Origin of the sequence: Halomonas icarae, assembly GCF_009901955.1 — a bacterium.
Lineage (GTDB): Bacteria > Pseudomonadota > Gammaproteobacteria > Pseudomonadales > Halomonadaceae > Halomonas > Halomonas icarae.
This window is the reverse complement of the sequence record NZ_WUTS01000001.1, coordinates 1,115,894-1,140,062: the sequence shown is the minus strand read 5'-3', so window position 1 is coordinate 1,140,062 and position 24,169 is coordinate 1,115,894. Positions and strand designations below refer to the sequence as shown.

The following is a 24,169-nucleotide window of genomic DNA, read 5'->3' as shown; positions in this document are numbered from 1 at the left end:
GACCTATTCCTGGCCGCTGTCGTCGATGGTGAAGGTATGGGGGCGGCGAATGGCGATATGCAGGGTCTGCAGCAGCGTCTCGATCAGTACCAGGCAGAACAGGATCACCCCCGTGATCATGGCGGACTGGGGAATCCACAGAGGAATGGGCACCAGCCCATAGGAGGTCTCGTTGAACGCGATGCTATCGGCGAGCAGCCAGTAGAGGTTCCAGGCCAGATAGAGGCATAGCGTCAAGGCAATGGCCAGGCACAGTACCTCGACCCAGGCGCGGGCCGTCGGCGCCAGTCGGCCGATCAGCAGGGTGACGCGAATATGACCGCCATGCACGAAGGTGTAGGCCAGCCCCAGGAAGCTGGCGCCGACCAGCAGGAAGCCGGAGATATCGGAAAGTGCAGGAATCGCCAGGCCGATACGCTCGCCACCGATGGCGGTGGCGAGTCGGTCGATCAGGCGGCCGACGATCTGAGCGCTGATCAGCAGGCAGATCAGCGTCAGACAAGCGGCCGAGAGGTAGCCGCCGAGGTTGTAGAGGGGTCGTAGTCGATAGGTCATGGGCGAGGTTCCACGAAGGGTCCAGGCGTGCCCCGGCCCTTATGGCCGGGGCGGTCGAGTCGGGATTACTCCCCGGCACTCCGGTAGGCGTCGAGGATCGTCTGACCCTGCTCACCGGCACGCTCGACCCACTCCTCGGTCATGGTCTCACCGACCTCCTTGAGTGTCTCGGCCAGCGCCTCGCTGGGTTCCGTGACGGTGATGCCGTTCTCCTTGAGCACGGCGATGGCGTCGGTGGTCTCCTGCTGGCTCATCTCCCATCCGCGCGTCTCGGCATCGGCGGCAGCCTCGAGCAGGGCCTGCTGGGTGTCCTCGGAGAGACGCGAGAAGGCCTTCTCGCTGACGATGATCATGTTTTTCGGCAACCACAGCTGGGCGTGATTGAAGTGGTTGAGGTAGTCCCAGGCCTTGGTGTCGGCACCGGTGGCGGGCGAGGTGATCATCGCCTCGACCCGGCCTGTGCTGAAGGCAGTGGGGATGTCCGGCACTTCCACCTGGGTGGGCACGGCACCCACCAGCTGGGCGATGCGCTCACTGGCAGTGTTGTAGGCGCGCATGCTGAGGTTCTTGAGATCGTCGCCGCTCTCGATCGCCTGGTTGGTGTAGATCCCCTGGGGCGGCCACGGCACGGCGAAGAGCAGGCGCAGCCCCTGCTTTTGCAGCTCCTCGGCGATGATCTCGCGGGAGGCTTCCCACAGCGTCCAGGCCTCCTCGTAGCTGGCGGCCAGATAGGGCACGGAGTCCACCTCGAAGATGGGGTTCTCGTTGGCCAGGCGCGACATGATCACCTCGCCCATGGGTACGATGCCCCGACGTACCGAGTTCTTGATCTCCGCATGGCCGATCAGCGAGCCGTTGGAGTGGACGGTGATGTCCAGCTCGCCATCGGTGGCCTCGCGCACATCCTCGGTGAATTCGCGGATATTGACGGTATGAAAGGTGCGATCACCGTAAGGCGTGGGCATATCCCACTCGGTGGCGGCCTGGGCAGACCCGGTCATGGTGGCCAGGCTGACGCCGAGAGCGGCGGCGGTTGCCAGATGGGGGAGTCGCAGGTGGCTAACAGTCATCGAGACATCCTCTGTGAAGTGTTTTTGTGTCTGACATGAAGTGTTGTTGTATCTGACATGGTGTCCATGTCAGCGGCTACGCTGTGAGTGTAGTCGTAGAAAGGAGGCGAGGTTAGGCTTGAGGAGTTGGTTTCGTCAACGATCACTAGACCAAAAGATGATGTTTTGAAAGTAAAACGTTGGTAAATTCTTCCCAAATTCCTGACCAACTAGGAGACTCGCATGACGTCACGCCCCTTGCTGCTCAATGCCGATATGGGGGAGAGCTTTGGCCCCTGGGTCATGGGGATGGATCATGAAGTCATGCCCCATGTGGACCTGGCCAATGTGGCCTGCGGTTTTCACGCCTCGGATCCCGACGTCATCCGCATGACGGTTCGATTGGCGGCCCGACATGGTGTGCGGGTCGGGGCGCACCCGGCCTATCCCGATATGGTGGGCTTCGGTCGCCGCTCGCTGGCCTGCTCGGCCCAGGAGGTCGAGAACCTGGTGCTCTATCAGCTGGGGGCCCTGGCGGGGGTGTGTCGTGCGGAGGGCCTCGAGGTCAGTTATGTGAAGCCCCACGGCGCCCTCTACAACGATATGGCCCGGGACCCGGAGATCATGGGCGCGGTGATGCGGGCGATCCTGGCCTTCGACTCGTCACTGCCCCTGATGACCATGGCGACCCGCGACACCTCGGCGGTCGCTGAACTGGCCGCCGACCATGGCGTCACGCTTTGGTTCGAGGCCTTCGCCGATCGCGCCTATGACGGCGCGGGGCGGCTGGTGTCACGCCGGGAGCCAGGCGCCGTCCACCACGACCCCGAGGTGATCGTCGATCAGGCCCTGCGCATCGCCAGTGGCAAGCCCCTGGTAGCCAGCGACGGCAGCGAGCTGATTCTGGCCGCCGACACGCTCTGTGTGCATGGCGACAACCCCGAATCCATCGCCGCGGTGAAGGCGATCCGTGAGGCGCTGGATCGGCTGGGAGCCATGGAATGAGCCATGGGATGAATCGAAACCAGCCCACACCGAGGATTGAGTCCGCCGGCCTCGATGGCTGGCTGGTGCGACTCTTCTCGACCATCGACGTGGCCAACCTGGCCTGGCTGGGCGCCCTGGCACGACGCTGCGAGGCCGCCTTCGGTGAGGCCCTCGTCGACCTGGTGCCCTCCTATACCACGCTGCTGGTGGTATTCGATCCACTTCGACTCTCCCCCGAGGCGGCGCGTCGACGGCTGGCCGACCTGCTGGCCGACTTGCTCGCCGACCCGGCCCCCGAGCAGGAAACGGAGGCCGGCGAGTTCCATGAACTGCTTACCTGGTATGACCCCAGCGTGGGCCCGGACCTGGAGCGGGTGGCGCAGCACGCGAACATGAGTCTGGAGGCGGTGATCGATTGCCATGCCGGGCAGACGTATCGCGTCTTCGCGCTGGGCTTCGCCCCCGGGTTTGCCTTTATGGGTCTGCTCGACCGGCGCCTCGAGGTGCCGCGGCTGGATACGCCGCGCCAGCGAGTGCCGGTCAACAGCGTTGCCATCGCCGGCCGCCAGACCGCCGCCTACCCCGCGGTGTCGCCGGGGGGCTGGAACCTGCTGGGCAGGACCACGGCGCGGCTGTTCGATCGTGATCGGGAGGGCTTCAGCCTGCTGCGGGTAGGCGATCGGGTGCGGTTCGTCCCGGTGGACCGGGCGACCTTCGAGCGCCATGGCGGTGATGCGACGCCCATGGAAACGCGGCCGAGGGGGCGGGCATATGAGTGAATATACCGTTATCGGGCTTCGCGTCGAGCGTGCAGGGCCGCTGGCGCTGCTGCAGGATGCCGGTCGGTTCGGCGTGCGGCGTCTGGGGGTGACCCAGGGCGGGCCGGCGGACCTCCACGGCTGGGCCTGGGCCAATCGCCTGGCGGGCAACGTCTGGGGCACGCCGGTCCTGGAGGTCACCTTCGGGGGGCTGGCCCTGGTGGCCGAGCGCGATCTGAGCATCGCGGTGGCAGGGGCCGACCTGGCGGCTACCCTGGACGGGGAGCCCCTGGCACTCTGGCGGCCGGTGTCGATCAAGGAGGGGCAGACCCTGGCCTTTGGCACGCCTCGCAATGGCCTGCGAGCGTATCTGGCGTTGGCCGGCGGCTTTCGTGCCGAGCCGGTGCTGGGCAGCGTCAGCTGTGTGGTGCGTGAGGGGCTGGGAGGCTTCGATGGCCATGGCGGCAAGCTCGCCGCGGGGGATCGCCTGGCGGTATCAGGGGAGGCGGGCGAGCGGGTCGCCAGAGAGGCTGTGTCAGTGCCGGAACCACCGGACTACACAGCGCCGGCGACCCTGGCGCTGCTGCCGGGTGCCCAGGTGGCGGACTTCACCGGCGCCAGCCTCTATGCCGCCTTCAATAGTCGCTGGCGGGTGGACGATCGCGCCGATCGCATGGGGGTGCGTCTGACCGGGCCTCGGCTGAATTGCCGCATCGGCTCATTGATCTCGGAGGGGATCGGGCTCGGAGCCGTGCAGGTGCCGCCGGACGGCCAGCCCATCGCGCTGCTTAATGATCGCCAGACCATCGGCGGTTATCCTCGGCTGGGTGCCCTGACGCCGCTGGCGGCCTCTCGCCTGGCCCAATGCCTGCCGGGGCAGGAGGCGCGTCTGGTCGCTACTAGCAGCGAACGTGCGCTTTGCGACTATCGTCTCTTCCGCCGCTCGCTGGAACGATAGCGGGCCACCCGACGGCGGCTAGGCCCCCAGGCCACTCTCGCGCAGCAGCTGGTCGATGCTGGTGCCGCCTCTCGCCGCCTCGGCTCCCTCCATCATCAGCTCGGCCTCGAGGGCGGCGACACCGCTCTCGAGACAGCGCTCGATAAGTTCAGCCTTGTTCAGGCCGGAAGTCTGGACGAGAGCGTCGAGGCGTCGATCCAGTTCACGCGAAAACCGCAGCAGATGATGGGGCATAACACGTTCTCCATGGTAAGAGGCTTGCCGCGTCATACGACAATGGCCATCCTGGCAGGCCTGTATGTCCCTACCATGACAGATTTTCTGGAGAATGGTAGGGCAGCTCGCATTAGGCCAGCCCCTGCTGACGCATCGCCTCGGTGATGATCGGTACCGGAGTCATCAGATGCTCGCGCATCATCCTGGTGGCGCGTTCGATGTCCCGCGCCAGGATGACCTCGACGAGTTCGGTATGCTCCTGATGCTTGCGCGCCAGGGCCTCCTCGGAGAGTACCGTCTCACGAAGCCAGAGGTGGCGATAACGCTCCACCTGGTCGAACAGGCTGTCGCGAATCTGCAGCAGGTGGGGGGAGCGACAGCCGCTGACGATCGCGCTATGAAAGGCCTGGTGGCGGGTATCCCAGACCTCGAGCAGCTCCTCCGAGGAGTTGACCTTCACCACCTTGGAGAGCGTATGGGCGCGAGCCAGGATGTCGGCTTCCCAGCTGTCATCGCCGCGCTCGATGGAGAGCCTGAGCAGCAACCCCTCGATCTGGGCCCTGGCGTCATAGATATCGTTGAGCTCGGCCAGCGACATCGGCGCCACCCGAAAGCCGCGCTGGCTGATGGCCACCACGAGGCGTTCCGCGACCAGCTGGGAGAGGGCCTCGCGCAGCGGGCCGACGCCCAGGTCATAGCGCTCCTTCAGACGGCTCATCAGCAGCTTTTCGCCGGGCTTGTAGACATTGCGGATGATGTCGCTCTTCAGGCGGTGGTAGGCGCTGACCCCGAGGTTTTCACGTGTTGTGCTGTCCATGTTGTCGTCATTTTTCCGATGTGCTGACATGATAATCGAATATCGCTACACCAGATAATACCTTACTGAGCCAGCCCCGACCCAACGCTGCTGGACATGTATATTGCCGACCACACCAGCGAAATTGTCTGGCACAGAAGGGGGTTATGTAGCTGGGGGCTGGCTGCGAGTCGCCACCTCCGTACCTCCCCGGTAATTCGCAACCCCACAATATCAAGAACGCCGCTCATAGAGCGGCGTCTCGTCTCGTGGGGCGCGATCTAGTGGCCCAGCATCCAGGGGCGTCCCCGTCCGGCTCGTGGCCGGGTGTCTCGACCCATGGAAGCGTTGGCGTGATCGTGGCGGCAACCATGCTGGCTTCGGGGCTCATGGGCGCTACGTTCGTTAATGACGTGGGCTTGACGTAGCGCCGACGGCATCAGGGCCAGGCGCGGGGCGCTTACGCGCCGTGTCGCGGCTTCGCCGCAGCCGGGGCAGGGCTTGGGTGTCTCTCGTTGCCCCATGGAGACCAGCGCCTCGAAGGGTCCGCACTTGCAGCAGTGGAACTCATAGATCGGCATGGGGCTATCCTCTCCAGGCGGCCTTGGGTAAATCCCCGGGCTGGATGCTTGGCTGGGGGCCAGAAGCCTGGGGCTGGATATCGAAGTCGAAGATCTCGGTAGGTAGCCACAGGGTCGCGCAGGCGTTGGGGATGTCGACGATGCCGCTGATATGCCCCTGTACCGGTGCCGTACCCAGGATCGAGTAGGCCTGTGCCCCGCTGTAGCCGAAGTTCTTGAGGTACTCGATGGCATTGAGGCAGGCCTGGCGGTATGCCACATTGGTGTCGAGATAGTGCTGCCTTCCACTCTCGTCTACCGAGATGCCCTCGAAGATCAGGTGGTTCTGGTATCTGGGCTGCATGACGCTCGGCTGGAAGATGGGGTTCTTGACCGAATAGAGCCGCATGCCATCCTTGATCAGGTTGACCCGCATGTGAACCCAGCCGGCCATCTCGATGGCGCCGCAGAAGGTAATCTCACCATCGCCCTGGGAGAAGTGCAGGTCGCCCACCGAGAGACCTCCCTCCTTCACGTAGACCGGGAAGAAGACCCTCGACCCTTGGGTCAGGTCCTTGATATCACAATTGCCGCCATGCTCTCTCGGGGGCACGGTGCGGGCACCCTCGGCGGCGGCCCGGGTCGCGTTGTCGCCGTTCATGCGCCCCATATGTGCCGTATCGCCATAGGGTGGATTGGCCAGTGGCGGAACGCGCTGGGGGTCGCTGTCGATCAGCCCCTGCTCGCGTCGGTTCCACTCATCGAGCAGTTCGCGTGATGGCAGGCAGCCGATCAGGCCGGGATGCATCAGGCCAGTGAACTCGACCCCGGGTAGATGGCGAGAGCGAGTCGTGATGCCGTGGAAGTCCCAGATCGACTTGCGTGCCTCTGGGAAGTGGTCGGTTAAAAAGCCACCGCCGTTCTCGCGAGCGAAAATTCCGTTGAAGCCCCAGGTTTGTTCGGGGAAGGGGCCGAGGCCGAGGATGTCTACCACCAGCAAGTCCCCAGGCTCGGCGCCCTTGACGCCGATGGGGCCGCTGAGATAGTGCACTTGGGTCAAGTCGGCATCGCGTATGTCCTCGGCGCCATCGTTGTTGCCAACCTGGCCGCCAGTCCAGTCCATGCACTCAACGATGAAGTCGTCGCCGGGGTTCACCGTGGCTACCATTGGGATGTCCGGGTGCCAGCGGTTATGGATGTTATCGTGCTCTACGGCGGGCTTGCTGAGGTCGATACGAATCAGCGTGTCGGTCATGGCGTCCTCGCGATTTGGATTGTTGTGGAGTCGCCTTGCTTAGACTAGTAAAGAATGAATTAAATGCCAGACGCGATAAGCAGTCAGCTGAACCGGTTGATTCACAAGCCGGCCCAAGGCGAAGATGGCCGATGGTGCAAGTAGTATGGCGAAAGGATGGCGACCACAGGGCTCGCATTGCAGGCGCTGGGGTTATGCCGTGCTGGGCTTGAACGCCTGCCAGGCGGCGAAGGTGCTGAGAAAGACCCGACCGGTCAGGTCATCGAGGAAGTCGCTGCGCTTCAGGCGGTCCATGACCGGCCCCTTCACCTCGGCCAGGTGCAGCGTGACTCCTGCCTCCTTGAGGCGCTCATTGATGGCCTCCAGGCTCTCCAGCGCCGAGGCGTCGATCAAGTTGACCGCCGAGCAGATCAGCACCACATGTTCCAGGCCGGGATATCGAGCCACGATCTGCATGACCGTATCTTCCAGGTAGCGGGCATTGGCGAAGTAGAGGCTTTCGTCGATACGCAGGAACGCCACATGGCCGAGAGTCTCGACCTCATGGCGTTGGATGCTGCGAAAGTGCTCGGTTCCCGGAATGCGCCCGACCACCGCGCTGTGGGGGCGACTGGTACGATAGAGGAAGAGGCCGATGGAGAGCACAACGCCGCTGATGATGCCCGCCTCGACGCCCTCCGTCAGGGTCAGCAGGATGGTGGCGGCCATGGCGGAGAAGTCACTGCGCGAATAGCGCCAGGTCTGCCGGATCAGCGGGATATCGACCAGGGTGAGAATGGCCACGGTGATGGTGGCGGCCAGGGTGGCGATGGGCAGGTGGTACAGCAGCGGGGTAAACAGCAGCGTGACCAGGCCGATGCCCAGCGCCGCGAACAGGCCGGCAAAGGGGGTCCTGGCCCCCGCCTCGTCGTTGATCACGGTGCGCGAGAGACCACCGGTGACCGGCATGCCGCCGGTAACGGCCGCAGCCAGGTTGGCGCCCCCCAGTCCCACCAGCTCCTGATTGGGCGAGATGCGCTGACGGCGCTTGGCGGCGAGCATCTGGGCCATGGAGATGGACTCGACGAAGCCCACCACGCTGATCAGCAGGGCCGGCATCAGCAGTGCACGCCACAGGCCGAGGTCTAGCTCCGGCAGGGTCAGCGGTGGCAGCCCGCCGGGAATGGCGCCAACCACAGCGACGCCACGCTCCTCCAGGCCAAGCTGCCAGCTCAGCAGCGTGGTAGCGACAACGGCCAGCACCGGCCCACTGCGTGCCACCAGGCCGGCGGTGGGGGCGGCGAGCCCCAGCGTGATCAGCAGCGGTTGGCCATAGCGGCGGCTGGCGACCAGGAAGAGCAGGGTGCCCAGGCCGATGGCAAGTGTGGGCCAGTGCAGCCGATGGAGCTGCTCGGCGAGGCTCGTCAGCAGCGTCAGGGCGGTGTAGCCGCCGGCCGAGATGCCGGCCAGGTGGGCCGCCTGGCTGATGGCGATCAGCACCGCCGAGGAGGCGAGGAAGCCGGCGATCACAGGGTGGCTCAGGAAGTTGGCGAAGAATCCCAGCCGCAGCAGGCCCATGGCGACCAGCATCGCCCCGGAGAGCAGTGACAGCACCAGGGCCGCCTGGAGATAGGCGGCGCTGCCCGGGGTGGCGACATTGGAGAGGGCCGCGCCGGTCATCAAGGCGATGATCGCCACCGGGCCCACCGCCAGGGTGCGGCTGGTGCCCAGCAGGGCATAGAGCACCGCCGGCAGCAGGCTGGCGTAGAGTCCCACCACCGCCGGCAGCCCGGCGAGCAGCGCATAGGCCAGCGACTGGGGGATCACCATGGCGGTGACGATCACGCCGGCCAGCACGTCGGCCCCAAGCAGGCGCCGGTTATAGTGGGGTAGCCAGCTCAGGACCGGTAGATAGCGCTTGAGCATGTTCTCCCTTGGCCTGGCGGTTGGAATAAGCACCTAGCCTAAACGATATTAGTGGTCTCGTTCAGAGTTGGTTAGCATCGGATAAACACGTTTTAGCTTAATTATCACACCAATCACCACACCAAGGACCCGACATGCAACGCGAGACCATTGCCCTTCACCACGCCTACACCCCCGACGACCAGCACGCGGTGGCGGTGCCGATCCACCAGACCACCTCGTTCTCTTTCGACAGTGCCCAGCACGCCGCCGACCTCTTCGATCTCAAGGTCGAGGGCAATATCTATTCGCGGATCATGAACCCCACCTGCGGCGTACTCGAGCAGCGCGTGGCGGCCCTGGAGGGCGGTATCGCCGGTCTGGCGGTGGCCTCCGGCATGGCGGCGATCACCTATGCCATCCAGACCATTGCCGAGGCGGGTGACAATATCGTCTCCATCAGTGAACTCTATGGCGGCACCTACAACCTCTTCGCCCATACCCTGCCGCGCCAGGGCATCGAGGTGCGCTTCGCCGACAAGGATGACCTGGCCGGTATCGAGGGGCTGATCGATGCGCGCACCAAGGCGGTGTTCTGCGAGAGTGTTGGCAACCCCTCCGGGGGCGTGGTGGACATGGAGGCCCTGGCCGAGGTGGCGCACCGCCACGGAGTGCCGGTGATCGTCGACAACACCGTGGCCACCCCCTTCCTGTGGCGCCCCATCGAGCACGGCGCCGATATCGTGATCCACTCGGCCACCAAGTATATCGGTGGGCACGGTACCACCGTGGGCGGGGTGATCGTGGACTCCGGCAAGTTCCCCTGGGCCGACAACGCCGAGCGCTTCCCGCTGCTCAACGAGCCGGATGTCTCCTATCATGGGGTCTGCTATACCCGCGACCTCGGTGAGGCGGCCTTTATCGGCCGTGCCCGTGTGGTGCCGCTGCGTAACATGGGGGCGGCACTCTCCGCCCAGGCCGCCTGGCAGCTGCTGCAGGGCCTCGAGACCCTGGGCCTGCGTATCGAGCGCATCTGTGCCAACGCCCAGCGCGTCGCCGAGTATCTACAGGGCCACGATGCCGTCACCTGGGTGCAGTATGCCGGCCTCGAGAATCACAAGGACCACGCCCTGGCCAGGAAGTACATGGAGGGCCATGCCTCCGGCATCCTCAGCTTCGGCATCAAGGGCGGCCGCGAGGCCGGGGCGCGCTTCTACGATGCGCTGAACCTGGTGCTGCGCCTGGTCAATATCGGTGATGCCAAGACCTGCTCCTCGATCCCGGCGGCGACGACCCATCGCCAGCTCAATGACGAGGAGCTCGCCAAGGCGGGTGTAACCGCGGACATGGTGCGCCTCTCCATCGGCATCGAGCATGTCGACGATATCATCGCCGACCTCGATCAGGCCCTGGCCGCAAGCCAGGCTTAGCCTGAACAGTTTTAGCCCCGGGGTCAGACCCCGGGGTTTGGGGGTCTGACCCCTCTGGGAACCCCCTCGGGAGCCCCCACCCGGGAATCAGCGCGCCGGCTGCGGGGTCTCCCGTGGCCGGCTTTGCCATGCTGACCAGGTGTAGAGGGCGAGCCCCGTCCAGATCATCACGAAGGTGGCCAGCTGCACGCCGCTTAGCGGCTCGCCGAACACCAGCAGGGCGATCAGGAACTGGATGGTGGGGTTCAGGTACATCAGAAAGCCCAGGGTGGCCAGGCGCAGACGCCTGGCCGCCCCGGCGAAGGCGAGCAGCGGCAGGGCGGTGATCACCCCGCTGGCCACCAGCAGCAGGGTGACCCGGCTACCCTCCAGGAAATGGGAGAGCTCGGCCTGGGTCAGCCAGCCCAGGGCGATCAGCCCCAGGGGCAGCAGCAACAGGGTCTCCACGAACAGCCCCGAGAGGCCATCCAGGGGCACCTGCTTGCGCAGCAGTCCATAGGTACCGAAGGAGAAGGCCAGGGCCAGGCTGATCCACGGCAGCTCACCCAGCATCACCAGCTGCGTCAGGATCGCGGTGGCGGCCAGGGCCACGGCCACCCCCTGCAGTCGATGCATGGTCTCGCGCAGTACCAGCATGCCCAGCGCCACATTGACCAGCGGCGTCATGAAGTAGCCGAGGCTGGCCTGCAGTACCTGGCGGGTCTCCACCGAATAGATATAGAGCCCCCAGTTGAGCCCGATCAGCAGGGCACAACCCAGCACTCGCCCCAGCCGCCGCGGCTGGCCCAGCGCTTCTCTAATCGGCGCCCACCGCCCGAGCAGCGTCACCAGGCCAACCAGAAACAGGCAGGACCACAACACCCGGTGGATCAGGATTTCATAGGCGGGCACCCCCTCGAACAGCGCGAAGAACAGCGGGAAGCAGCCCCACATGCTGTAGGCGGCCAGGCCGAAGATAACGCCCCGGCGAGCCTCACGGTCGGCGGGAGAGGAGGAAGCGGCGAGCATGTGGTGATCTCAGGTGATGAAGTTGTCTCCAACTTAGCAGGCTATTGAGCGTTGTTCGAGGGGAGGCTGTTCCGGCCTGTCTCCTTGCGCTGGCTGACGATGGCCGCCGGGTGGGGTAGTCTGGGCGCCAATATTGCCATCCCAGAGGGAGTACCGATGAGTGAGCTGAGAACGACCCTGGTGCAGTGTGATCTGCGCTGGGAGGATCCGACGGCCAACTGCCGGATGCTGGAGGAGACCCTTGGCGATCTCGGGGGGGAGGAGACCGACCTGATCGTGCTGCCGGAGATGTTTGCGACCGGCTTCACCATGAACTCTCGCGAGATGGCCGAGCCCATGGGCGAGAGTGCCACCGTGGCCTGGCTAAGGGAGCAGGCGTGGCAGCGAGGCTGCGTGGTCACCGGCAGCGTGGCGGTGGTCGACAATGGCGACTATTACAACCGGCTGGTGTGGGCGCGTCCCGACGGCTCCTGTGCCACCTACGACAAGCGTCATCTGTTTCGCATGGCCGGCGAGCACGAGCGCTATGCCATGGGGCACGAGCGCGTGATTGTCGAACTCAAGGGCTTCCGAATTCTGCTTAGCGTCTGCTATGACCTGCGCTTCCCGGTCTGGCTGCGACAGCAGCCGAGCGCTGACGAACACTTCGAGTATGACGCCCTGCTGTGCGTGGCCAACTGGCCGGCCCCCCGGCGACACCCCTGGCGCGTGCTGCTGCAGGCGCGGGCCATCGAGAATCTCTGTCCGGTGATCGGGGTGAATCGTGTCGGCGAGGATGCCAAGGGGCTGCCCTACAGCGGTGACTCCATGTTGATCGATGCCAAGGGCGAAGCGTTGATCGACGAACCCGAGGGCACCGCCTTCGTGAGAACCGCCACGCTCTCCCTGGAGGAGCTGCAGCGCTTCCGCGACAAGTTCCCCGCCTGGCGCGATGCCGATCACTTCCGCCTGGCGGATGGGGTGGGCTGCTGATGCGTCTCGACCGCTTTATCTGTGAATCCACCGAGCTGACCCGCAGCCTGGCCAAGAAGGCGATGCATCGCGGCGAGGTCTGTGTCGACGGCGAGGTCATCAAGAACCCGGCCACCCAGGTGAGCGAGGGGAGCCGCGTGACCCTCCAGGGCGAGCCGCTGGTGTTGGTGGGCCTGCGCTATGTGATGTTGCACAAGCCGGCCGGCGTCGAGTGTACCGCACGACGCACGCTCTATCCGCGCGCCATCGACCTGATCGACCTGCCGATGCTGGAGCGTCTGCAGACGGTAGGGCGCCTGGATGTCGATACCACCGGCCTGGTGCTGCTGACCGACGATGGTCAGTGGTCGCACCGGGTCACCTCGCCCAAGCGGCGCTGTGGCAAGGTCTATCGGGTAACGCTCGACGAGCCCCTCGAGGGGAGTCGGCTCGACGATGCCGTTCGCGCCTTCGCGGAGGGGATTGTGCTCGAGGGCGAGGAGAAGCCGACCCGGCCCGCTGAGCTCTCGATGCGCGAGCCGCGCGTCGCCGAACTGGTCCTCTACGAGGGCAAGTATCACCAGGTGAAACGGATGTTCGCGGCCATCGGTAACCACGTCGTGGCCCTGCACCGTGAATCGGTCGGTCCGCTCGCGCTGGGCGAGCTTGCCGAAGGCGAGTGGCGCGAACTCTCCGCCGAAGAGGTCGCTGCCTTCTAGCGGGGCGCCAGCCCAGCGGCGGCCACCAGGGCGCGGGTATAGTCGCTGCGTGGCCGCTCGAGCACCTCGAGACAGTCACCCTGTTCCACGATCTCGCCCTCCTTGAGTACCAGGATGCGGTGCGCCATGGCGCGCACCACTGCCAGGTCGTGACTGATAAATAGATAGCTGATGCCGCGTCGTGCCTGAAGGTCGCGCAGCAGTGCGACCAGCTGTTTCTGCACGGTGCGATCCAGGGCCGAGGTGGGCTCGTCGAGCACCAGCAGTGCCGGTTCGAGAATGATCGCCCTGGCGACGGCGATGCGCTGCCGCTGGCCCCCCGAGAATTCGTGAGGGTAGCGGTCGGCGCACGCCTCGGGCAGCCCCACCTCGCGCAGGGTGTCGGCCACGCGACGGCGGACCTCGCTCTCCTCGAGGTCCGGGTGGTGGAAGCGAAGTCCCTCGCTGACGATATCGGCGACCGGCAGTCGTGGGGAGAGCGAGCCGTAGGGGTCCTGGAAGACGATCTGCACCCGCTGACGCATGCGTCGCAGGGCGCCGCCGGTGAGACCGTCCAGGCGGCTGCCATCGAGGTGGATCTCGCCGTGGCTCTGCACCAGGCGCAGCAGCGCCATGGCCAGCGTGGTCTTGCCGGAGCCTGATTCGCCGACGATGCCTAGGGTCTCGCCATGACCGAGCCGCAGCGACAGGGGTTTTACCGCCTCGAAGGCCGGCGGGCGCTTCATGAGAAGCTTCTTGGGGCGCTGAAAGCTTACTCCGAGACCCTCGGCCTTCAGCAGCGGCGTCGCCGAGACGACAGCCACGGGGCGACCCTCGGGCTCGGCCTCCAGCAGGGTTCGGGTGTAGGCACTGCGGGGTGAGGTGAAGACCCGCTCCACCGGCCCCGTCTCCTGCTCGCGGCCCTGGTAGAGCACGCAGACCCGGTCGGCGTGGCGGCGCACCAGATTCAGATCATGGGTGATAAACAGCATGCCCATGCCGTGCTGGTCACGCAGGTCGGCGAGCAGGGCGAGGATCTCCTGTTGCACGGTGACATCGAGTGCCGTCGTGGGCTCATCGGCGATCAGCAGCTCCGGCGCGTTGGCGATGGCCATGGCGATCATGACCCGCTGACGCTGGCCGCCGGAGAGCTGGTGGGGCCAGGCGTCGGCCAGCTCCTCGGCGCGGGGCAGCTGCACCTGCTCCAGCAGTTCGATGACCCTGGCCCTGGCCCCCTTGCCGGTAAGCTCCTGATGCAGGCGCAGGGTCTCGCCGATCTGCTTGCCGACGGTATGCAGCGGATTGAGCGAGGTCATCGGCTCTTGGAAGATGAAGCCGACCCGGCCGCCGCGCAGGCCCTGCCAGTCACGGGCACGCAGGCGGGCGAGGTCGGTATCGCCCAGCCAGCGGGCGCCGGTCACGCTGGCATTGCCCGGCAGCAGGCCCATGGTGCCAAGCGCCGACACCGACTTGCCGGACCCCGACTCGCCGACCAGGGCCAGGGTCTCCCCACGCCCGACGCTGAGGGTCAGGCGATCCACCACGTTGACGCCGTCGAAGGCGATGGAGAGGTCCTCGAGACGCAACAGGTCAGGCATCGGCGGGTCTCCTCTCGATGGCCGGGGCAGCATGCTGGATATGCCGGGGATCGAAGGCATCTCGCAGCCCTTCGCCGATAAATACCAGTAGCGAGAGCATCAACGACAGGCTGACGAAGGCGGTGATGCCGAGCCAGGGGGCATGCAGGTTGTTCTTGCCCTGGGCGACCAGCTCGCCAAGCGAGGGCGAGCCCGGGGGCAGGCCGAAGCCCAGGAAGTCCAGGGCGGTGAGGGTGGTGATGGCGCCGGTAAACAGGAAGGGGATAAAGGTCAGGGTGGCGACCATGGCGTTGGGCAGCACATGACGCCACATGATCAGCCCCGGCGTCAGCCCCATGGCGCGCGCCGCCCGCACATACTCGAGATTGCGGGCACGCAGGAACTCGGCGCGCACCACGTCGACCAGGCCCAGCCAGGAGAACAGCAGCATGATGCCGAGCAGCCACCAGAAACCGGGCTGCACGAAGCTGGCCAGGATGATCAGCAGAAAGAGTACCGGCAGGCCCTGCCAGATCTCGGTGAAGCGCTGGCCGATCAGGTCGGTCTTGCCCCCGAAGTAGCCCTGGATGCCGCCGACCAGCACGCCCAGGGCGAGGGAGCCGGCGGTCAGCACCAGGGCGAAGGCCACCGAGAGTCGAAAGCCATAGATCACCCGGGCCAGCACATCGCGCCCCTGATCGTCGGTGCCCAGCCAGTGGCGAGCATCGGGAGGCGCCGGTGAGGGACGCATCATCTGCATGTCCAGGGTCTGGTACGAGAAGGGTACCGGCGGCCATAGCGCCCAGCCGTGCGTCGCGATCTGCTCGCGCACGAAGGGGTCGTGGTAGTCGGTGGTGGTCGGCAGGAAGCCATCGAACTCGGTCTCGGGGTAGTCGACCAGCAGCGGCACATACCACTCCCCCTGATACTGCATCACCAGGGGCTTGTCGTTGGCGATCAGTTCGGCGGCCAGGCTCACCACGAACAGTGCGCCGAAGATCCAGAGCGAGACCCAGGCGCGGCGATTGGCCCGGAACACCCCGAAACGGCGTCGCGTGATGGGGGAGAAGCGCCCCGCCAGCTTGGTAAAGGCAGCGACCATCGGCTCAGGACTCCCGTGTCTCGAAGTCGATGCGGGGATCGACCCATACATAGGTGAGGTCGGAGACCAGCTTGAGAAGCAGGCCGATCAGCGTATAGAGGAACAGGGTGCCGAAGATCACCGGGTAGTCGCGCTGCATCACCGCCTCGAAGCCGAGCAGCCCGAGCCCCTCCAGGGAGAAGATTACCTCGATCAGCAGCGACCCGGTGAAGAAGATCGAGATCAGCGCGCCGGGGAGGCCGGCGATGATGATCAGCATGGCGTTGCGGAAGACGTGGCCGTAGAGCACTCTCTGGTCGCTGGCCCCCTTGGCGCGAGCGGTCAGCACATACTGCTTGTGAATCTCGTCCAGGAAGCTGTTCTTGGTGAGCATGGTCAAGGTCGCGAAGCTGCCGATGGTCATGGCGATCACCGGCAGGGTGATGTGCCAGACATAGTCCTTGATCTTGCCCCAGGCCGAGAGATCATCGAAGTTCGGGGAGGTGAGGCCGCGCAGGGGAAAGAGGTCCCAGTAGCTGCCGCCGGCGAACAGCACGATCAACAGGATGGCGAACAGGAAACCGGGGATGGCATAGCCGACGATGACCAACCCCGAGGACCAGACATCGAAGCGCGAACCATGGCGCAGGGCCTTGCGAATCCCCAGCGGAATCGAGATCAGATAGACCAGCAGGGTGGTCCATAGCCCCAGCGACACCGACACCGGCAGGCGCTCGATCATCAGCTCGATGACCGGTCGGTCGCGAAAGAAGCTGACCCCGAAGTCGAAGGTGGCGTAATCCGCCAGCATGCCGATAAAGCGCTCGTGGGCGGGCTGGTCGAAGCCGAACTGGGCCTCGAGCTGCTCGATAAAGCGTGGATCGATGCCTCTGGCACCCCGCGACTCATCTTGCACCACCACCTCGCCGCCGCCGGTGTCGAGGCGCGTGCTCGAGAGGCTGTTGATTCCCTCGAAGCGGGCGAGCATCTGGTCGATGGGGCCGCCGGGGGCGGCCTGCACGATGATGAAGTTGAGCAGCATGATGCCGAGCAGGGTCGGGACCATCAGCAGCAGGCGGCGCAGGATATAGCGGCTCACGTTTGTGGCCCTCGTGTTCGCAGTCCTCGTGGTCGCCGCCCTTGTGGGTAGCGGACCCTGCCGGTCATCGACATGTCCCTAGTCTCCCTGCTGACGCTCTTCGATGCGTGTTGCCCGTTCGGGATCCACCCACCAGGCCTCGAGATCCATGCCGTATTGGGGCGAGGGCTCGGGCCAGCCGAACTTGTCCCACACCGCCAGCCGGGTTTCGCCGGAGTGGTAGTGGGGGATGACGATAAACTGGTGGCGCAGCACACGATCGAGGGCCCGGGTGAGGGTGTTGAGGCTCTCGCGACTGTCGGCTCGGATCAGCCGCTCGACCAGGTCGTCGACGACCGGGCTCGCCAGCCCCATCAGGTTGCGGCTCTGGGGCGTCTGGGCATAGTCGCTGGTCCAGAACTCCCGCTGCTCGTTGCCGGGGTTGTTGGACTGGGGGAACTGGCCGACCACCAGGTCGAAGTCGAAGCTGCGCAGACGGTTCAGATACTGGTTGATATCGACGATGCGAATGGTGCCACGGATCCCCAGGCGCGCCATGTTGCGCAGCATCGGCTGGACTACCCGTTCCAGACCGCTGTCGTAGAGCAGCACCTCGAGCGCCAGGGGCTGGCCTGTCTCGGCCTCCACCAGGCTACCGTCGCGCACTTCGTATCCCGCCTCCTGAAGCAGCGTGAGGGCGAGGCGCAGCCGCTCACGCAGCGCCTCGGGGTGGTCCATGGGCAGCGGCTCGCTGAACACATCCTCGGGCAACTGCTCTCGCCAGGGCGCCAGCACCTCTAGCTCGGCCTCACTCGGCAGTCCCGTGGCGGCCATCTCGGAGTTCTGGAAGAAGCTCTCGGTGCGTCGATAGGCGTCGTAGAAGATATTGGCGTTGAGCCAGGGGAAGTCGAAGGTCAATGCCAGGGCCTCGCGGACCCTGGGGTCCTGAAACTTCTCCTGGCGCAGATTGTAGATAAAGGCCTGCATCGGCGCCGGCTGACCGTCGGGCACCCGGAGTTTCCTGATCAGCCCGTTGTTGAAGGCCGGGAAGTCGTAGCCGGTGGCCCAGGTGGCGGCGCGAGCATCGACACGATAGTCCAGCACCCCGGCCTTGAAGGCCTCCCAGGCGATATCCCGGTCGCGGTAATAGTCATAGATCAGGCGGTCGATATTATGGCGGCCACGCTTCACCGGCAGGTCACGTGCCCAGTAGTCTTCCACGCGCTGATAGACGATGCGTCTCCCAGGGTCGACCTCGGCGATGCGATAGGGTCCGGAGCCGGGGTGTCGCTCCAGGGTCGGTGAGCCGAAGTCGCGGCCTTCCCAGTAGTGTTTGGGCAGGATCGGCAACTGGCCGACGATCAGCGGCAGCTCCCGAGAGTGGGTGGAGGCGAACGCGAAGCGCACCGTGTCATCGTCCAGGGCGGTCACACTCTCGACGTCGGCGTAGTAGGCCCCGTAGAAGGGGTTGCCCTGTTCGGTGAGCAGTTCAAAGCTGAAGACGACGTCTCTGGCCGTCAGGGGCTCACCGTCGTGGAAGCGTGCCTCGGGGCGCAGATCGAACTCGATCCACTCCCGGTCGGGGTCCAGCCGGATGCCTTCGGCCAGCAGTCCATAGAGCGAGAAGGGCTCGTCGGGGTTGCCCTCGAGCAGGGTGTCGTAGATGCGCGAAACCCCGGCGGCGGGGGTGCCACGAATGATAAAGGGGTTGGTGGAGTCGAAGCTGCCCCCCACGGCGGCCTGGGTCAGGCTGCCCCCCTTGGGCGCCTCGGGATTGACGTAGGGAAAGTGCGCGAAGCCTGCGGGGAGTGCCGGCTCACCGTAGAGCGAGAGGCCATGCACGGTGGGAACTCTGTCATCGTTCGTCGCCGGGGCCTTCGGGTCGGGTGCGGCTTGGGCGCTGGCCTGAGAAGCGAAGAGGCCGAACAGGCCGAAAAGTGAAAGCAGCAAGAGATGTGAGGCGGCTAGGCAGCGGCGTGATGGTGTAGGCATTCAGACATCCCGTGTCGACGGTAACGCCGGCTGGCGCCGGCGTTACCTGATAAGGTGTCAGTCTCGAGCGTGAAAGACAATACCCATGCCGTGCTTAACGCGAGGCGAGGCTGCGGGTGGGAAGCTCGAGCGTCTGCCCCGGGCGAATCAGGTTGCCCGAAAGGCCGTTGGCCTGGCGCAGCTCGGCGACGCTGATGCCCTGAAGGGCGGCGATCTCGGCCAGGGTGTCGCCACGCTGCACCCGGTAGCGGGAGTCCTGGGTGCCGCCTGGCGCCGCGGGAGTGTCGAGGCGTGCCAGCATGGCGTCGGCGCGTTCGGCAGGTACCAGCAGCACACGATCATTGCCGGGGAGAACCGTGCCGCCGGTTACCCCCGGGTTGAGCTCGGCGATCGTACCCTTCGAGACGCCGGCGAGGCGGGCAGCCTCGTCCAGGCGCAATGGGCGCTCCACGGGGATCTTGGCGAAGGCCGGGGCATTCTCGATGGCGGGGAGGGTGACCTGGTACTCCTCGGGCGAATCGATGATGGCGGCGATGGCCTTGAGCTTGGGCACGTAGTTCATGGTTTCGCGGGGCAGCGAAAGACTCCAGTAGTCGCCGCTCCTGCCCTGGGCGAGAGCCCGGCGGCGCGCCTTGTTGACGGTGCCGGCGCCGGCGTTATAGGCCGCCAGGGAGAGCTCGAGATCGCCCTCGTACCACTGGTCGGCCTGGTATTCGATATAGTCGAGGGCGGCGTAGGTCGAGGCCACCACGTCCAGACGCCCGTCGTAGCCGCGCTGACGGCTCAAGCCCAGGGAGTCACCGGTGCGCGGCATGAACTGCCACAGACCGGCGGCGCCACGATGGGAGCGGGCGCTCGGATCGAAGGAGCTTTCGATAAACGGAATCAGGGCGATCTCGCCGGGCAGGCCGCGCTCCTCGACCTTCTGGGTGATCCAGGCCAGCCAGGGGCGTGCACGCTCGGTGATTTCGGCGATATTGTGCGGGGACCGGCGATAGTGGTCGATCCAGGCCTGCACGCGTGGCTCGTCCCGCTCGTCCTGCCACTGGAAGCTGTCGCGCAGCTGGCTCCAGGCATCACGGGGCTCAACCGCCAGTTCGTTCCAGAAGTGCTGGGACGTCAGGCGGGGGGAGGGCGTGAAGGTGGCATGCTGCGCCGCTCGGTCGCCACGGCTCTGGTCGAATGTCGCTGCCTGTATCTGGGCGCCGGCGGTCATCAAGGCCCCGAGCAGGGCCGCGCTGCTGGCGAAGGCGAAGAGCCGGCGGCGAGTGGTGTAGTAGGTCATCCGGTCGTGTTCCTCCAAGGCACGGCTTGGCCTCCGGCAGTGCCGGAAGGCATCAGGCGTCCTGGATCGAGTTCAGAAGTTGTCCTTCCAGGCGCGCAGGGTGGCGAAGGTCGCCTCGTCACTGTCGACGTCGCCATGGGCCGAGCTGGCCTGGCGTACGCCGGCATCTGCCACGCGCAGGAAGGGATTGATGCGTTTCTCGCGAGCCAGGGAGGTGGGCAGTGTCGGGCGATCTAGCTCCCTGGCACGCTGGCACTCTTCCATGGCCTGGACCACGTCCGGATTGTGGGGGTCGACGGCCAACGCAAAGCGCAGATTGGCCTGAGTGTATTCATGGGCGGCGAAGACAAGGGTGTCATCGGGCAGTGCCGCCAGCTTCTGCAGCGAGGCGTGCATCTGTGCCGGGGTGCCTTCGAAGAGGCGGCCGCAACCGGCACTGAACAGGGCGTCGCCGCCGAACAGCAGTGGCGGAATGCCGGCGGTGAAGAATGCGATATGATCCAGGGTATGGCCGGGCACCGCGATCACCTCGAACAGCCGTCCCATGACGCGAACCTCATCGCCCTCGCCCACCCTGGTGCCGATGCCGTCGATGGCATCGTTATCGGGGCCAATCACCTGCGGTGAGTAGCGTTCGATAAGCTCGGATAGGCCACCGGTATGATCCCGGTGGTGGTGCGTGATCAGCACCGTCGAGAGTGTCAACGACTCGCGCTCGAGCAGCTCGATGACCGGGGCGGCATCGCCGGGGTCCACCACGCAGACATCGGGGGTCGTATCCTGACGCAGAAGCCAGATATAGTTATCGCTAAACGCGGGAATCGGTGTCACGCTCAACATGGGCTGAGTGTCCTGAGTGGGCATGAACGGTTCGCAAAATCCGCTTAATATGAAGAGTAGGGAGGGACATGTCAACCGACAGGGGTGCCCAGCGGCTGGCGGCACTGTATCGCGAAGGCCAGCGCTTCTGGTCCACACCGACGGGTGAAGCCATACGGTGTGCCGAAAGGGCCTGCCTGGGGCCGGTCTGTGAGCGGCTCTTCGGCATGCACAGTCTCGAGCTGGGATTTGGCAGCGTGTTGGCCGACATGTGTCCGGTACGCCACGCGATGCAGTGGGCGCCCACGCGAGAGCTGGCCCAGGGGGCCTCGACGCTGGTCTGCTCGCCCGATGCCCTGCCACTGCCCGACGACAGCCTGAGCCTGGTGGTTGTCCATCACCTGCTCGAGGTGGCGCCCGATCCGCATCACATGCTGCAGGAGGCCGCACGCATCACCGCCGATGAGGGGCGGCTCATTCTCTTCGGCTGGATGCCGTTGTCTCCCATGGCCATGGGACGGCTATCACCCGCGCGTCGCCAGCGACTTCCCTGGCGTGGTCAGTGGCGCTCTCCCAACCGATTGCGCGACTGGTTGGCGTTTGTCGACTTCGAGATCGAACGGGTAGACTACTGCGCTTTTCACCTGCCGGGACGCCTGCCCCGTAATGCGCTCTTCGAAACGCTGGGACGTCGCTACAACCTGCCATTGGGTGACAGTTACATGATCCAGGCTCAGCGCCGTCCGCAGCTGATCGAGACCCGAAGAAGTGGATTACGTTTTACTGCTCCGCTGGGAGGGGCGGCATTTGGGGCGGCCCGTCTGGAGCCCGACCACAGGGTGGCTCGACAGCTGACGGTTCAAGAGAGAGGGATGACAGAGAGTGAGTGACTCAGAGGCCGGCGGTACGCCGTCGGTGACTATCTATACCGATGGTGCCTGTCGTGGCAATCCGGGACCCGGTGGCTGGGGGTCGCTGCTGATCAGCGGACCGCATGAGAAAACGCTGAATGGCTACGAGGCGCGCACCACCAATAATCGCATGGAGCTGATGGCGGCGATCATGGCACTGCGCGAGCTCAAGCGCTCCTGTCGTGTGGCGCTATGGACCGATTCAGAGTATCTGCGCCGCGGCATCACCGAGTGGATCCATGGCTGGGTCAAGCGGGGCTGGAAGACGGCCGGTCGACAGCCGGTCAAGAATGCCGAGCTGTGGAAGGAGCTGCTCGAGGAGACCCACCGCCACGAGATCGAGTGGCACTGGGTCAAGGGGCATAGCGGTCATCCGGGGAATGAGCGCGCCGATGCGCTTGCCAATGAGGCCATCGACAGCCACCGCCAGCAGACGTGAGGGAGATGTGATGCGTCAGATAATTCTGGACACCGAGACCACGGGCATTGACCCCAGGGAAGGCCACCGCCTGATCGAGATCGGCGCGGTGGAGATGGTCAATCGCCGACTGACCGGGCGTACCTACCACCAGTTCATCAACCCCGAGCGCGAGATCGAGGAGGAGGCGATCTCGGTGCATGGCATCACCAATGAACGGGTTGCCGGTGAGCCACTGTTCGCGGAGATCGCGGATGAGTTCTGGGCCTTTATCGAGGGTGGCGAGCTGGTCATCCATAACGCTCCCTTCGATGTGGGGTTTATCGACCATGAGCTGACCATGCTCAACGCCTCGCGCGGCGAGCCACGGCTGGGGCCGGTGGCGGAGCATTGTCGCATTCTCGATACCCTGCAGCTGGCACGCGACAAGCATCCAGGCCAGCGCAACAACCTGGATGCGCTGTGCAAGCGCTACGAGATCGATAACGGTCACCGGGTCCTCCACGGCGCCCTGCTTGATGCCGAGATCCTCGCTGAGGTCTATCTGGCGATGACCGGTGGCCAGACCGCCCTGCTTCTGGACGCCTCCATGAATGCGGAGGGGGGCAGAAAGGCCGGCATCCAGCATCGCCCCGTATCGATAGCGGCGGGGCAGCTGCGCGTGTCGACGCCAAGCGACCAGGAGCTGGCCGCCCATCGCAAGAAGCTGGCAAGCATCCGCGAGGCGGCGGGTGAGTGCCTGTGGGATGGCGTGAAAGGGATTGTGCACTGATGCTGCGTCGCGAACTCCCCCTCGAGGCGCGAGAAGGCCATGTGATTCGACTTGCCGAAGGGTGCATCGCGCCAGCGCCCGACGGCGGGGTCCTGCAGCCGGTCATTCCCTGGACGGAGCAGATGCAGCCGCTGGGCTATTGGCATGACGTGCCGGTGGCGCTCTCTCTCGAGGCCGAGGCGGGCGATGACTGGCCAAGCGGGCGTGAGTGGCTGGCGCGGCTGCCGGAGTCGCGCTTCGGGCTGGTCTCGACCTCGCTGCAGGTGGCCGCCTGGCTACGCAACCATCGCTTCTGCGGTCGATGCGGCGCTCCGGCGGCCCGTCTCGATGCCGAGTTTGCCATGCATTGCCACGGTTGCGGGCACCGCAACTATCCTCGCATCTCGCCCTGTATCATCACTCTGGTGACGCATGGGGAGTCGCTGTTGCTGGCGCGCAGTCCGCGCTTTCCACCACGGCGTTACTCGACCCTGGCAGGCTTTATCGAGCCCGGGGAGTCGGCAGAGGAGGCGGTGCGCCGCGAGATCTTCGAGGAAGTGGGGGTGAGCGTAGGCAGGATTCGCTACTTTCGCAGCCAGGCCTGGCCGTTTCCCCACGCCCTGATGCTCGGCTTCTTCGCCGAGGCGGCCAGTCGACGCATCCGCATCGATGGCGTGGAGATCGCCGATGCCGCCTGGTTCTCTCCACGCCAGCTACCTCAGCTGCCTCCGCTCTACTCGATCTCACGGGCCCTGATCGAGACACATCTGGCCGAGGTGGCGGCCCGCTAAGTTCAGCGACGGGCTCGACTGGGACGGAGAGTTGCGGTTATTCGCCGGGAAACAGGCTGGTCAGCTTGGTGGCCAGCATGACGTTGCCGGTGGCCTTGAGCTTGCCGGTCATGAAGGCCGTCATGCCGTTGACCTCGCCGGTCATCAGGCCCTTGAGTGTCGCGGTGCTCATGGTCAAGCTGACGGAGGGGGCGTCGTGTTCCCCCTGCTCGACGCTCAGCGACTCATCCTGGATGACCAGGTAGTGGCTCTCGGCATCGTCGAAATGGAACTGGAAGACCTCATCCATGCCGCTGGCGGCCTGGGGGTCGAAGCGAGACGTCAGGGTGTCGAGGGTAGACTGGCTCAAGTGAGACTCCTG

Annotated in this window: 25 protein-coding genes; 10 read left to right on the top strand and 15 right to left on the bottom strand. The window is 65.3% G+C overall.

The annotated features are described in order from the left end of the window. Window positions 1–3: 3 nt before the first annotated feature. Together GRB80_RS05370 and GRB80_RS05365 are read right to left on the bottom strand one after the other, a co-directional pair. On the bottom strand, window positions 4–555 hold the full coding sequence (locus tag GRB80_RS05370) for a TRAP transporter small permease (protein ID WP_161422795.1): 552 nt from the start codon (window positions 553–555) through the stop codon (window positions 4–6). A 65-nt stretch (window positions 556–620) separates the two neighbouring features. Next, window positions 621–1,625, bottom strand: a complete 1,005-nt coding sequence (locus tag GRB80_RS05365; protein WP_161422794.1) for a TRAP transporter substrate-binding protein — start codon at window positions 1,623–1,625, stop codon at window positions 621–623. 222 nt (window positions 1,626–1,847) lie between these two features. Here GRB80_RS05365 and GRB80_RS05360 point away from each other — a divergent pair, with 222 nt between their 5' ends. Genes GRB80_RS05360 through GRB80_RS05350 form a run of 3 tightly spaced genes read left to right on the top strand, consistent with a single transcriptional unit; the run spans window position 1,848 to window position 4,307 of the window. Beyond that, a complete protein-coding gene (locus tag GRB80_RS05360) occupies window positions 1,848–2,609 on the top strand; it encodes a 5-oxoprolinase subunit PxpA (RefSeq protein ID WP_161422793.1) in 762 nt (253 codons plus the stop codon). Window positions 2,610–2,617: 8 nt separating this feature from the next. Beyond that, window positions 2,618–3,370, top strand: a complete 753-nt coding sequence (locus GRB80_RS05355; RefSeq protein WP_161422792.1) for a 5-oxoprolinase subunit B family protein — start codon at window positions 2,618–2,620, stop codon at window positions 3,368–3,370. Next, a complete protein-coding gene (locus GRB80_RS05350) occupies window positions 3,363–4,307 on the top strand; it encodes a 5-oxoprolinase subunit C family protein (protein WP_202597165.1) in 945 nt (314 codons plus the stop codon). Before GRB80_RS05355 ends, GRB80_RS05350 begins: the two co-directional genes overlap by 8 nt. An 18-nt stretch (window positions 4,308–4,325) precedes the next feature. Here the strand turns inward: GRB80_RS05350 and GRB80_RS05345 are convergent, their stop codons facing one another. The 5 genes from GRB80_RS05345 to GRB80_RS05325 form a co-directional block, all read right to left on the bottom strand. Continuing rightward, window positions 4,326–4,541, bottom strand: coding sequence for a hypothetical protein (locus GRB80_RS05345; protein ID WP_161422791.1), 216 nt, complete (start codon window positions 4,539–4,541; stop codon window positions 4,326–4,328). A 112-nt stretch (window positions 4,542–4,653) separates the two neighbouring features. Beyond that, entirely contained in the window at window positions 4,654–5,340 is a 687-nt protein-coding gene (gene csiR / locus GRB80_RS05340; protein WP_161422790.1) for a DNA-binding transcriptional regulator CsiR, read from the bottom strand. Between the two features lie 260 nt (window positions 5,341–5,600). After that, on the bottom strand, window positions 5,601–5,900 hold the full coding sequence (locus GRB80_RS05335) for an FmdB family zinc ribbon protein (RefSeq protein ID WP_161422789.1): 300 nt from the start codon (window positions 5,898–5,900) through the stop codon (window positions 5,601–5,603). Between the two features lie 4 nt (window positions 5,901–5,904). Continuing rightward, on the bottom strand, window positions 5,905–7,134 hold the full coding sequence (gene fmdA, locus GRB80_RS05330) for a formamidase (protein ID WP_161422788.1): 1,230 nt from the start codon (window positions 7,132–7,134) through the stop codon (window positions 5,905–5,907). Between the two features lie 192 nt (window positions 7,135–7,326). Further along, a complete protein-coding gene (locus GRB80_RS05325; protein ID WP_161422787.1) occupies window positions 7,327–9,039 on the bottom strand; it encodes a SulP family inorganic anion transporter in 1,713 nt (570 codons plus the stop codon). Between the two features lie 134 nt (window positions 9,040–9,173). Between GRB80_RS05325 and GRB80_RS05320 the strand changes: the two genes are divergently transcribed. Further along, window positions 9,174–10,448, top strand: a complete 1,275-nt coding sequence (locus tag GRB80_RS05320; RefSeq protein ID WP_161422786.1) for an O-acetylhomoserine aminocarboxypropyltransferase/cysteine synthase family protein — start codon at window positions 9,174–9,176, stop codon at window positions 10,446–10,448. A gap of 87 nt (window positions 10,449–10,535) precedes the next feature. Here GRB80_RS05320 and rarD read toward each other — a convergent pair whose 3' ends face one another. After that, window positions 10,536–11,456, bottom strand: coding sequence for an EamA family transporter RarD (rarD, locus tag GRB80_RS05315; RefSeq protein ID WP_161422785.1), 921 nt, complete (start codon window positions 11,454–11,456; stop codon window positions 10,536–10,538). 156 nt (window positions 11,457–11,612) lie between these two features. Between rarD and GRB80_RS05310 the strand changes: the two genes are divergently transcribed. Together GRB80_RS05310 and GRB80_RS05305 are read left to right on the top strand one after the other, a co-directional pair. Further along, complete coding sequence (locus GRB80_RS05310; protein ID WP_132040976.1) at window positions 11,613–12,428, top strand: amidohydrolase; 816 nt, start codon at window positions 11,613–11,615, stop codon at window positions 12,426–12,428. Then, window positions 12,428–13,126 (top strand): pseudouridine synthase, encoded by a 699-nt coding sequence (locus GRB80_RS05305; protein ID WP_161422784.1) that lies wholly within the window; start codon window positions 12,428–12,430, stop codon window positions 13,124–13,126. Before GRB80_RS05310 ends, GRB80_RS05305 begins: the two co-directional genes overlap by 1 nt. Here GRB80_RS05305 and GRB80_RS05300 read toward each other — a convergent pair. From GRB80_RS05300 to gloB, 6 genes are all read right to left on the bottom strand, one after another. After that, window positions 13,123–14,703 carry an ABC transporter ATP-binding protein gene (locus tag GRB80_RS05300; protein ID WP_161422783.1) on the bottom strand — a complete coding sequence of 527 codons (1,581 nt, stop codon included), beginning with the start codon at window positions 14,701–14,703 and terminating at the stop codon, window positions 13,123–13,125. The genes GRB80_RS05305 and GRB80_RS05300 overlap by 4 nt on opposite strands. Then, a complete protein-coding gene (locus GRB80_RS05295; RefSeq protein WP_161422782.1) occupies window positions 14,696–15,784 on the bottom strand; it encodes an ABC transporter permease in 1,089 nt (362 codons plus the stop codon). The genes GRB80_RS05300 and GRB80_RS05295 overlap by 8 nt, the downstream gene beginning before the upstream one ends. 4 nt (window positions 15,785–15,788) lie before the next feature. Then, window positions 15,789–16,862: a microcin C ABC transporter permease YejB gene (locus GRB80_RS05290; protein ID WP_161422781.1), complete on the bottom strand. Its 1,074-nt coding sequence runs from the start codon at window positions 16,860–16,862 to the stop codon at window positions 15,789–15,791. A 78-nt stretch (window positions 16,863–16,940) separates the two neighbouring features. Continuing rightward, window positions 16,941–18,833 (bottom strand): extracellular solute-binding protein, encoded by a 1,893-nt coding sequence (locus tag GRB80_RS05285; protein WP_161422780.1) that lies wholly within the window; start codon window positions 18,831–18,833, stop codon window positions 16,941–16,943. A gap of 94 nt (window positions 18,834–18,927) precedes the next feature. Next, window positions 18,928–20,118, bottom strand: a complete 1,191-nt coding sequence (locus GRB80_RS05280; protein WP_161422779.1) for a transglycosylase SLT domain-containing protein — start codon at window positions 20,116–20,118, stop codon at window positions 18,928–18,930. Between the two features lie 72 nt (window positions 20,119–20,190). Next, complete coding sequence (gloB, locus tag GRB80_RS05275) at window positions 20,191–20,958, bottom strand: hydroxyacylglutathione hydrolase (protein WP_161422778.1); 768 nt, start codon at window positions 20,956–20,958, stop codon at window positions 20,191–20,193. Between the two features lie 68 nt (window positions 20,959–21,026). Between gloB and GRB80_RS05270 the strand changes: the two genes are divergently transcribed. From GRB80_RS05270 to nudC, 4 genes are read left to right on the top strand one after another with little or no spacing between them, the layout of a single operon-like run. Then, window positions 21,027–21,827, top strand: coding sequence for a class I SAM-dependent methyltransferase (locus GRB80_RS05270; RefSeq protein WP_161422777.1), 801 nt, complete (start codon window positions 21,027–21,029; stop codon window positions 21,825–21,827). Next, window positions 21,820–22,287, top strand: coding sequence for a ribonuclease HI (gene rnhA, locus GRB80_RS05265; RefSeq protein ID WP_161422776.1), 468 nt, complete (start codon window positions 21,820–21,822; stop codon window positions 22,285–22,287). The genes GRB80_RS05270 and rnhA overlap by 8 nt, the downstream gene beginning before the upstream one ends. A 10-nt stretch (window positions 22,288–22,297) precedes the next feature. Next, entirely contained in the window at window positions 22,298–23,038 is a 741-nt protein-coding gene (gene dnaQ, locus GRB80_RS05260) for a DNA polymerase III subunit epsilon (protein WP_132040986.1), read from the top strand. Further along, window positions 23,038–23,808: an NAD(+) diphosphatase gene (gene nudC / locus GRB80_RS05255; RefSeq protein ID WP_161422775.1), complete on the top strand. Its 771-nt coding sequence runs from the start codon at window positions 23,038–23,040 to the stop codon at window positions 23,806–23,808. Before dnaQ ends, nudC begins: the two co-directional genes overlap by 1 nt. Before the next feature lie 37 nt (window positions 23,809–23,845). On the opposite strand, the gene GRB80_RS05250 is transcribed toward nudC, so the two are convergent. Then, the gene (locus GRB80_RS05250; protein ID WP_161422774.1) at window positions 23,846–24,157 is read right to left on the bottom strand and encodes an SCP2 sterol-binding domain-containing protein; all 312 of its coding nucleotides are present in this window, start codon (window positions 24,155–24,157) and stop codon (window positions 23,846–23,848) included. Window positions 24,158–24,169 lie beyond the last annotated feature (12 nt).

Coding starts and splice junctions, on each gene's coding strand:
- rarD (WP_161422785.1), bottom strand. CDS start 11,456: ATGCTCGCCGCTTCCTCCTCTCCCGCCGACCGTGAGGCTCGCCGGGGC.
- GRB80_RS05300 (WP_161422783.1), bottom strand. CDS start 14,703: ATGCCTGACCTGTTGCGTCTCGAGGACCTCTCCATCGCCTTCGACGGC.
- GRB80_RS05360 (WP_161422793.1), top strand. CDS start 1,848: ATGACGTCACGCCCCTTGCTGCTCAATGCCGATATGGGGGAGAGCTTT.
- GRB80_RS05320 (WP_161422786.1), top strand. CDS start 9,174: ATGCAACGCGAGACCATTGCCCTTCACCACGCCTACACCCCCGACGAC.
- GRB80_RS05365 (WP_161422794.1), bottom strand. CDS start 1,625: ATGACTGTTAGCCACCTGCGACTCCCCCATCTGGCAACCGCCGCCGCT.
- GRB80_RS05285 (WP_161422780.1), bottom strand. CDS start 18,833: ATGCCTACACCATCACGCCGCTGCCTAGCCGCCTCACATCTCTTGCTG.
- GRB80_RS05325 (WP_161422787.1), bottom strand. CDS start 9,039: ATGCTCAAGCGCTATCTACCGGTCCTGAGCTGGCTACCCCACTATAAC.
- gloB (WP_161422778.1), bottom strand. CDS start 20,958: ATGTTGAGCGTGACACCGATTCCCGCGTTTAGCGATAACTATATCTGG.
- csiR (WP_161422790.1), bottom strand. CDS start 5,340: ATGGACAGCACAACACGTGAAAACCTCGGGGTCAGCGCCTACCACCGC.
- GRB80_RS05280 (WP_161422779.1), bottom strand. CDS start 20,118: ATGACCTACTACACCACTCGCCGCCGGCTCTTCGCCTTCGCCAGCAGC.
- fmdA (WP_161422788.1), bottom strand. CDS start 7,134: ATGACCGACACGCTGATTCGTATCGACCTCAGCAAGCCCGCCGTAGAG.
- GRB80_RS05310 (WP_132040976.1), top strand. CDS start 11,613: ATGAGTGAGCTGAGAACGACCCTGGTGCAGTGTGATCTGCGCTGGGAG.
- GRB80_RS05305 (WP_161422784.1), top strand. CDS start 12,428: ATGCGTCTCGACCGCTTTATCTGTGAATCCACCGAGCTGACCCGCAGC.
- GRB80_RS05335 (WP_161422789.1), bottom strand. CDS start 5,900: ATGCCGATCTATGAGTTCCACTGCTGCAAGTGCGGACCCTTCGAGGCG.
- GRB80_RS05370 (WP_161422795.1), bottom strand. CDS start 555: ATGACCTATCGACTACGACCCCTCTACAACCTCGGCGGCTACCTCTCG.
- GRB80_RS05345 (WP_161422791.1), bottom strand. CDS start 4,541: ATGCCCCATCATCTGCTGCGGTTTTCGCGTGAACTGGATCGACGCCTC.
- dnaQ (WP_132040986.1), top strand. CDS start 22,298: ATGCGTCAGATAATTCTGGACACCGAGACCACGGGCATTGACCCCAGG.
- GRB80_RS05355 (WP_161422792.1), top strand. CDS start 2,618: ATGAATCGAAACCAGCCCACACCGAGGATTGAGTCCGCCGGCCTCGAT.
- GRB80_RS05270 (WP_161422777.1), top strand. CDS start 21,027: ATGTCAACCGACAGGGGTGCCCAGCGGCTGGCGGCACTGTATCGCGAA.
- nudC (WP_161422775.1), top strand. CDS start 23,038: ATGCTGCGTCGCGAACTCCCCCTCGAGGCGCGAGAAGGCCATGTGATT.
- GRB80_RS05350 (WP_202597165.1), top strand. CDS start 3,363: ATGAGTGAATATACCGTTATCGGGCTTCGCGTCGAGCGTGCAGGGCCG.
- GRB80_RS05295 (WP_161422782.1), bottom strand. CDS start 15,784: ATGGTCGCTGCCTTTACCAAGCTGGCGGGGCGCTTCTCCCCCATCACG.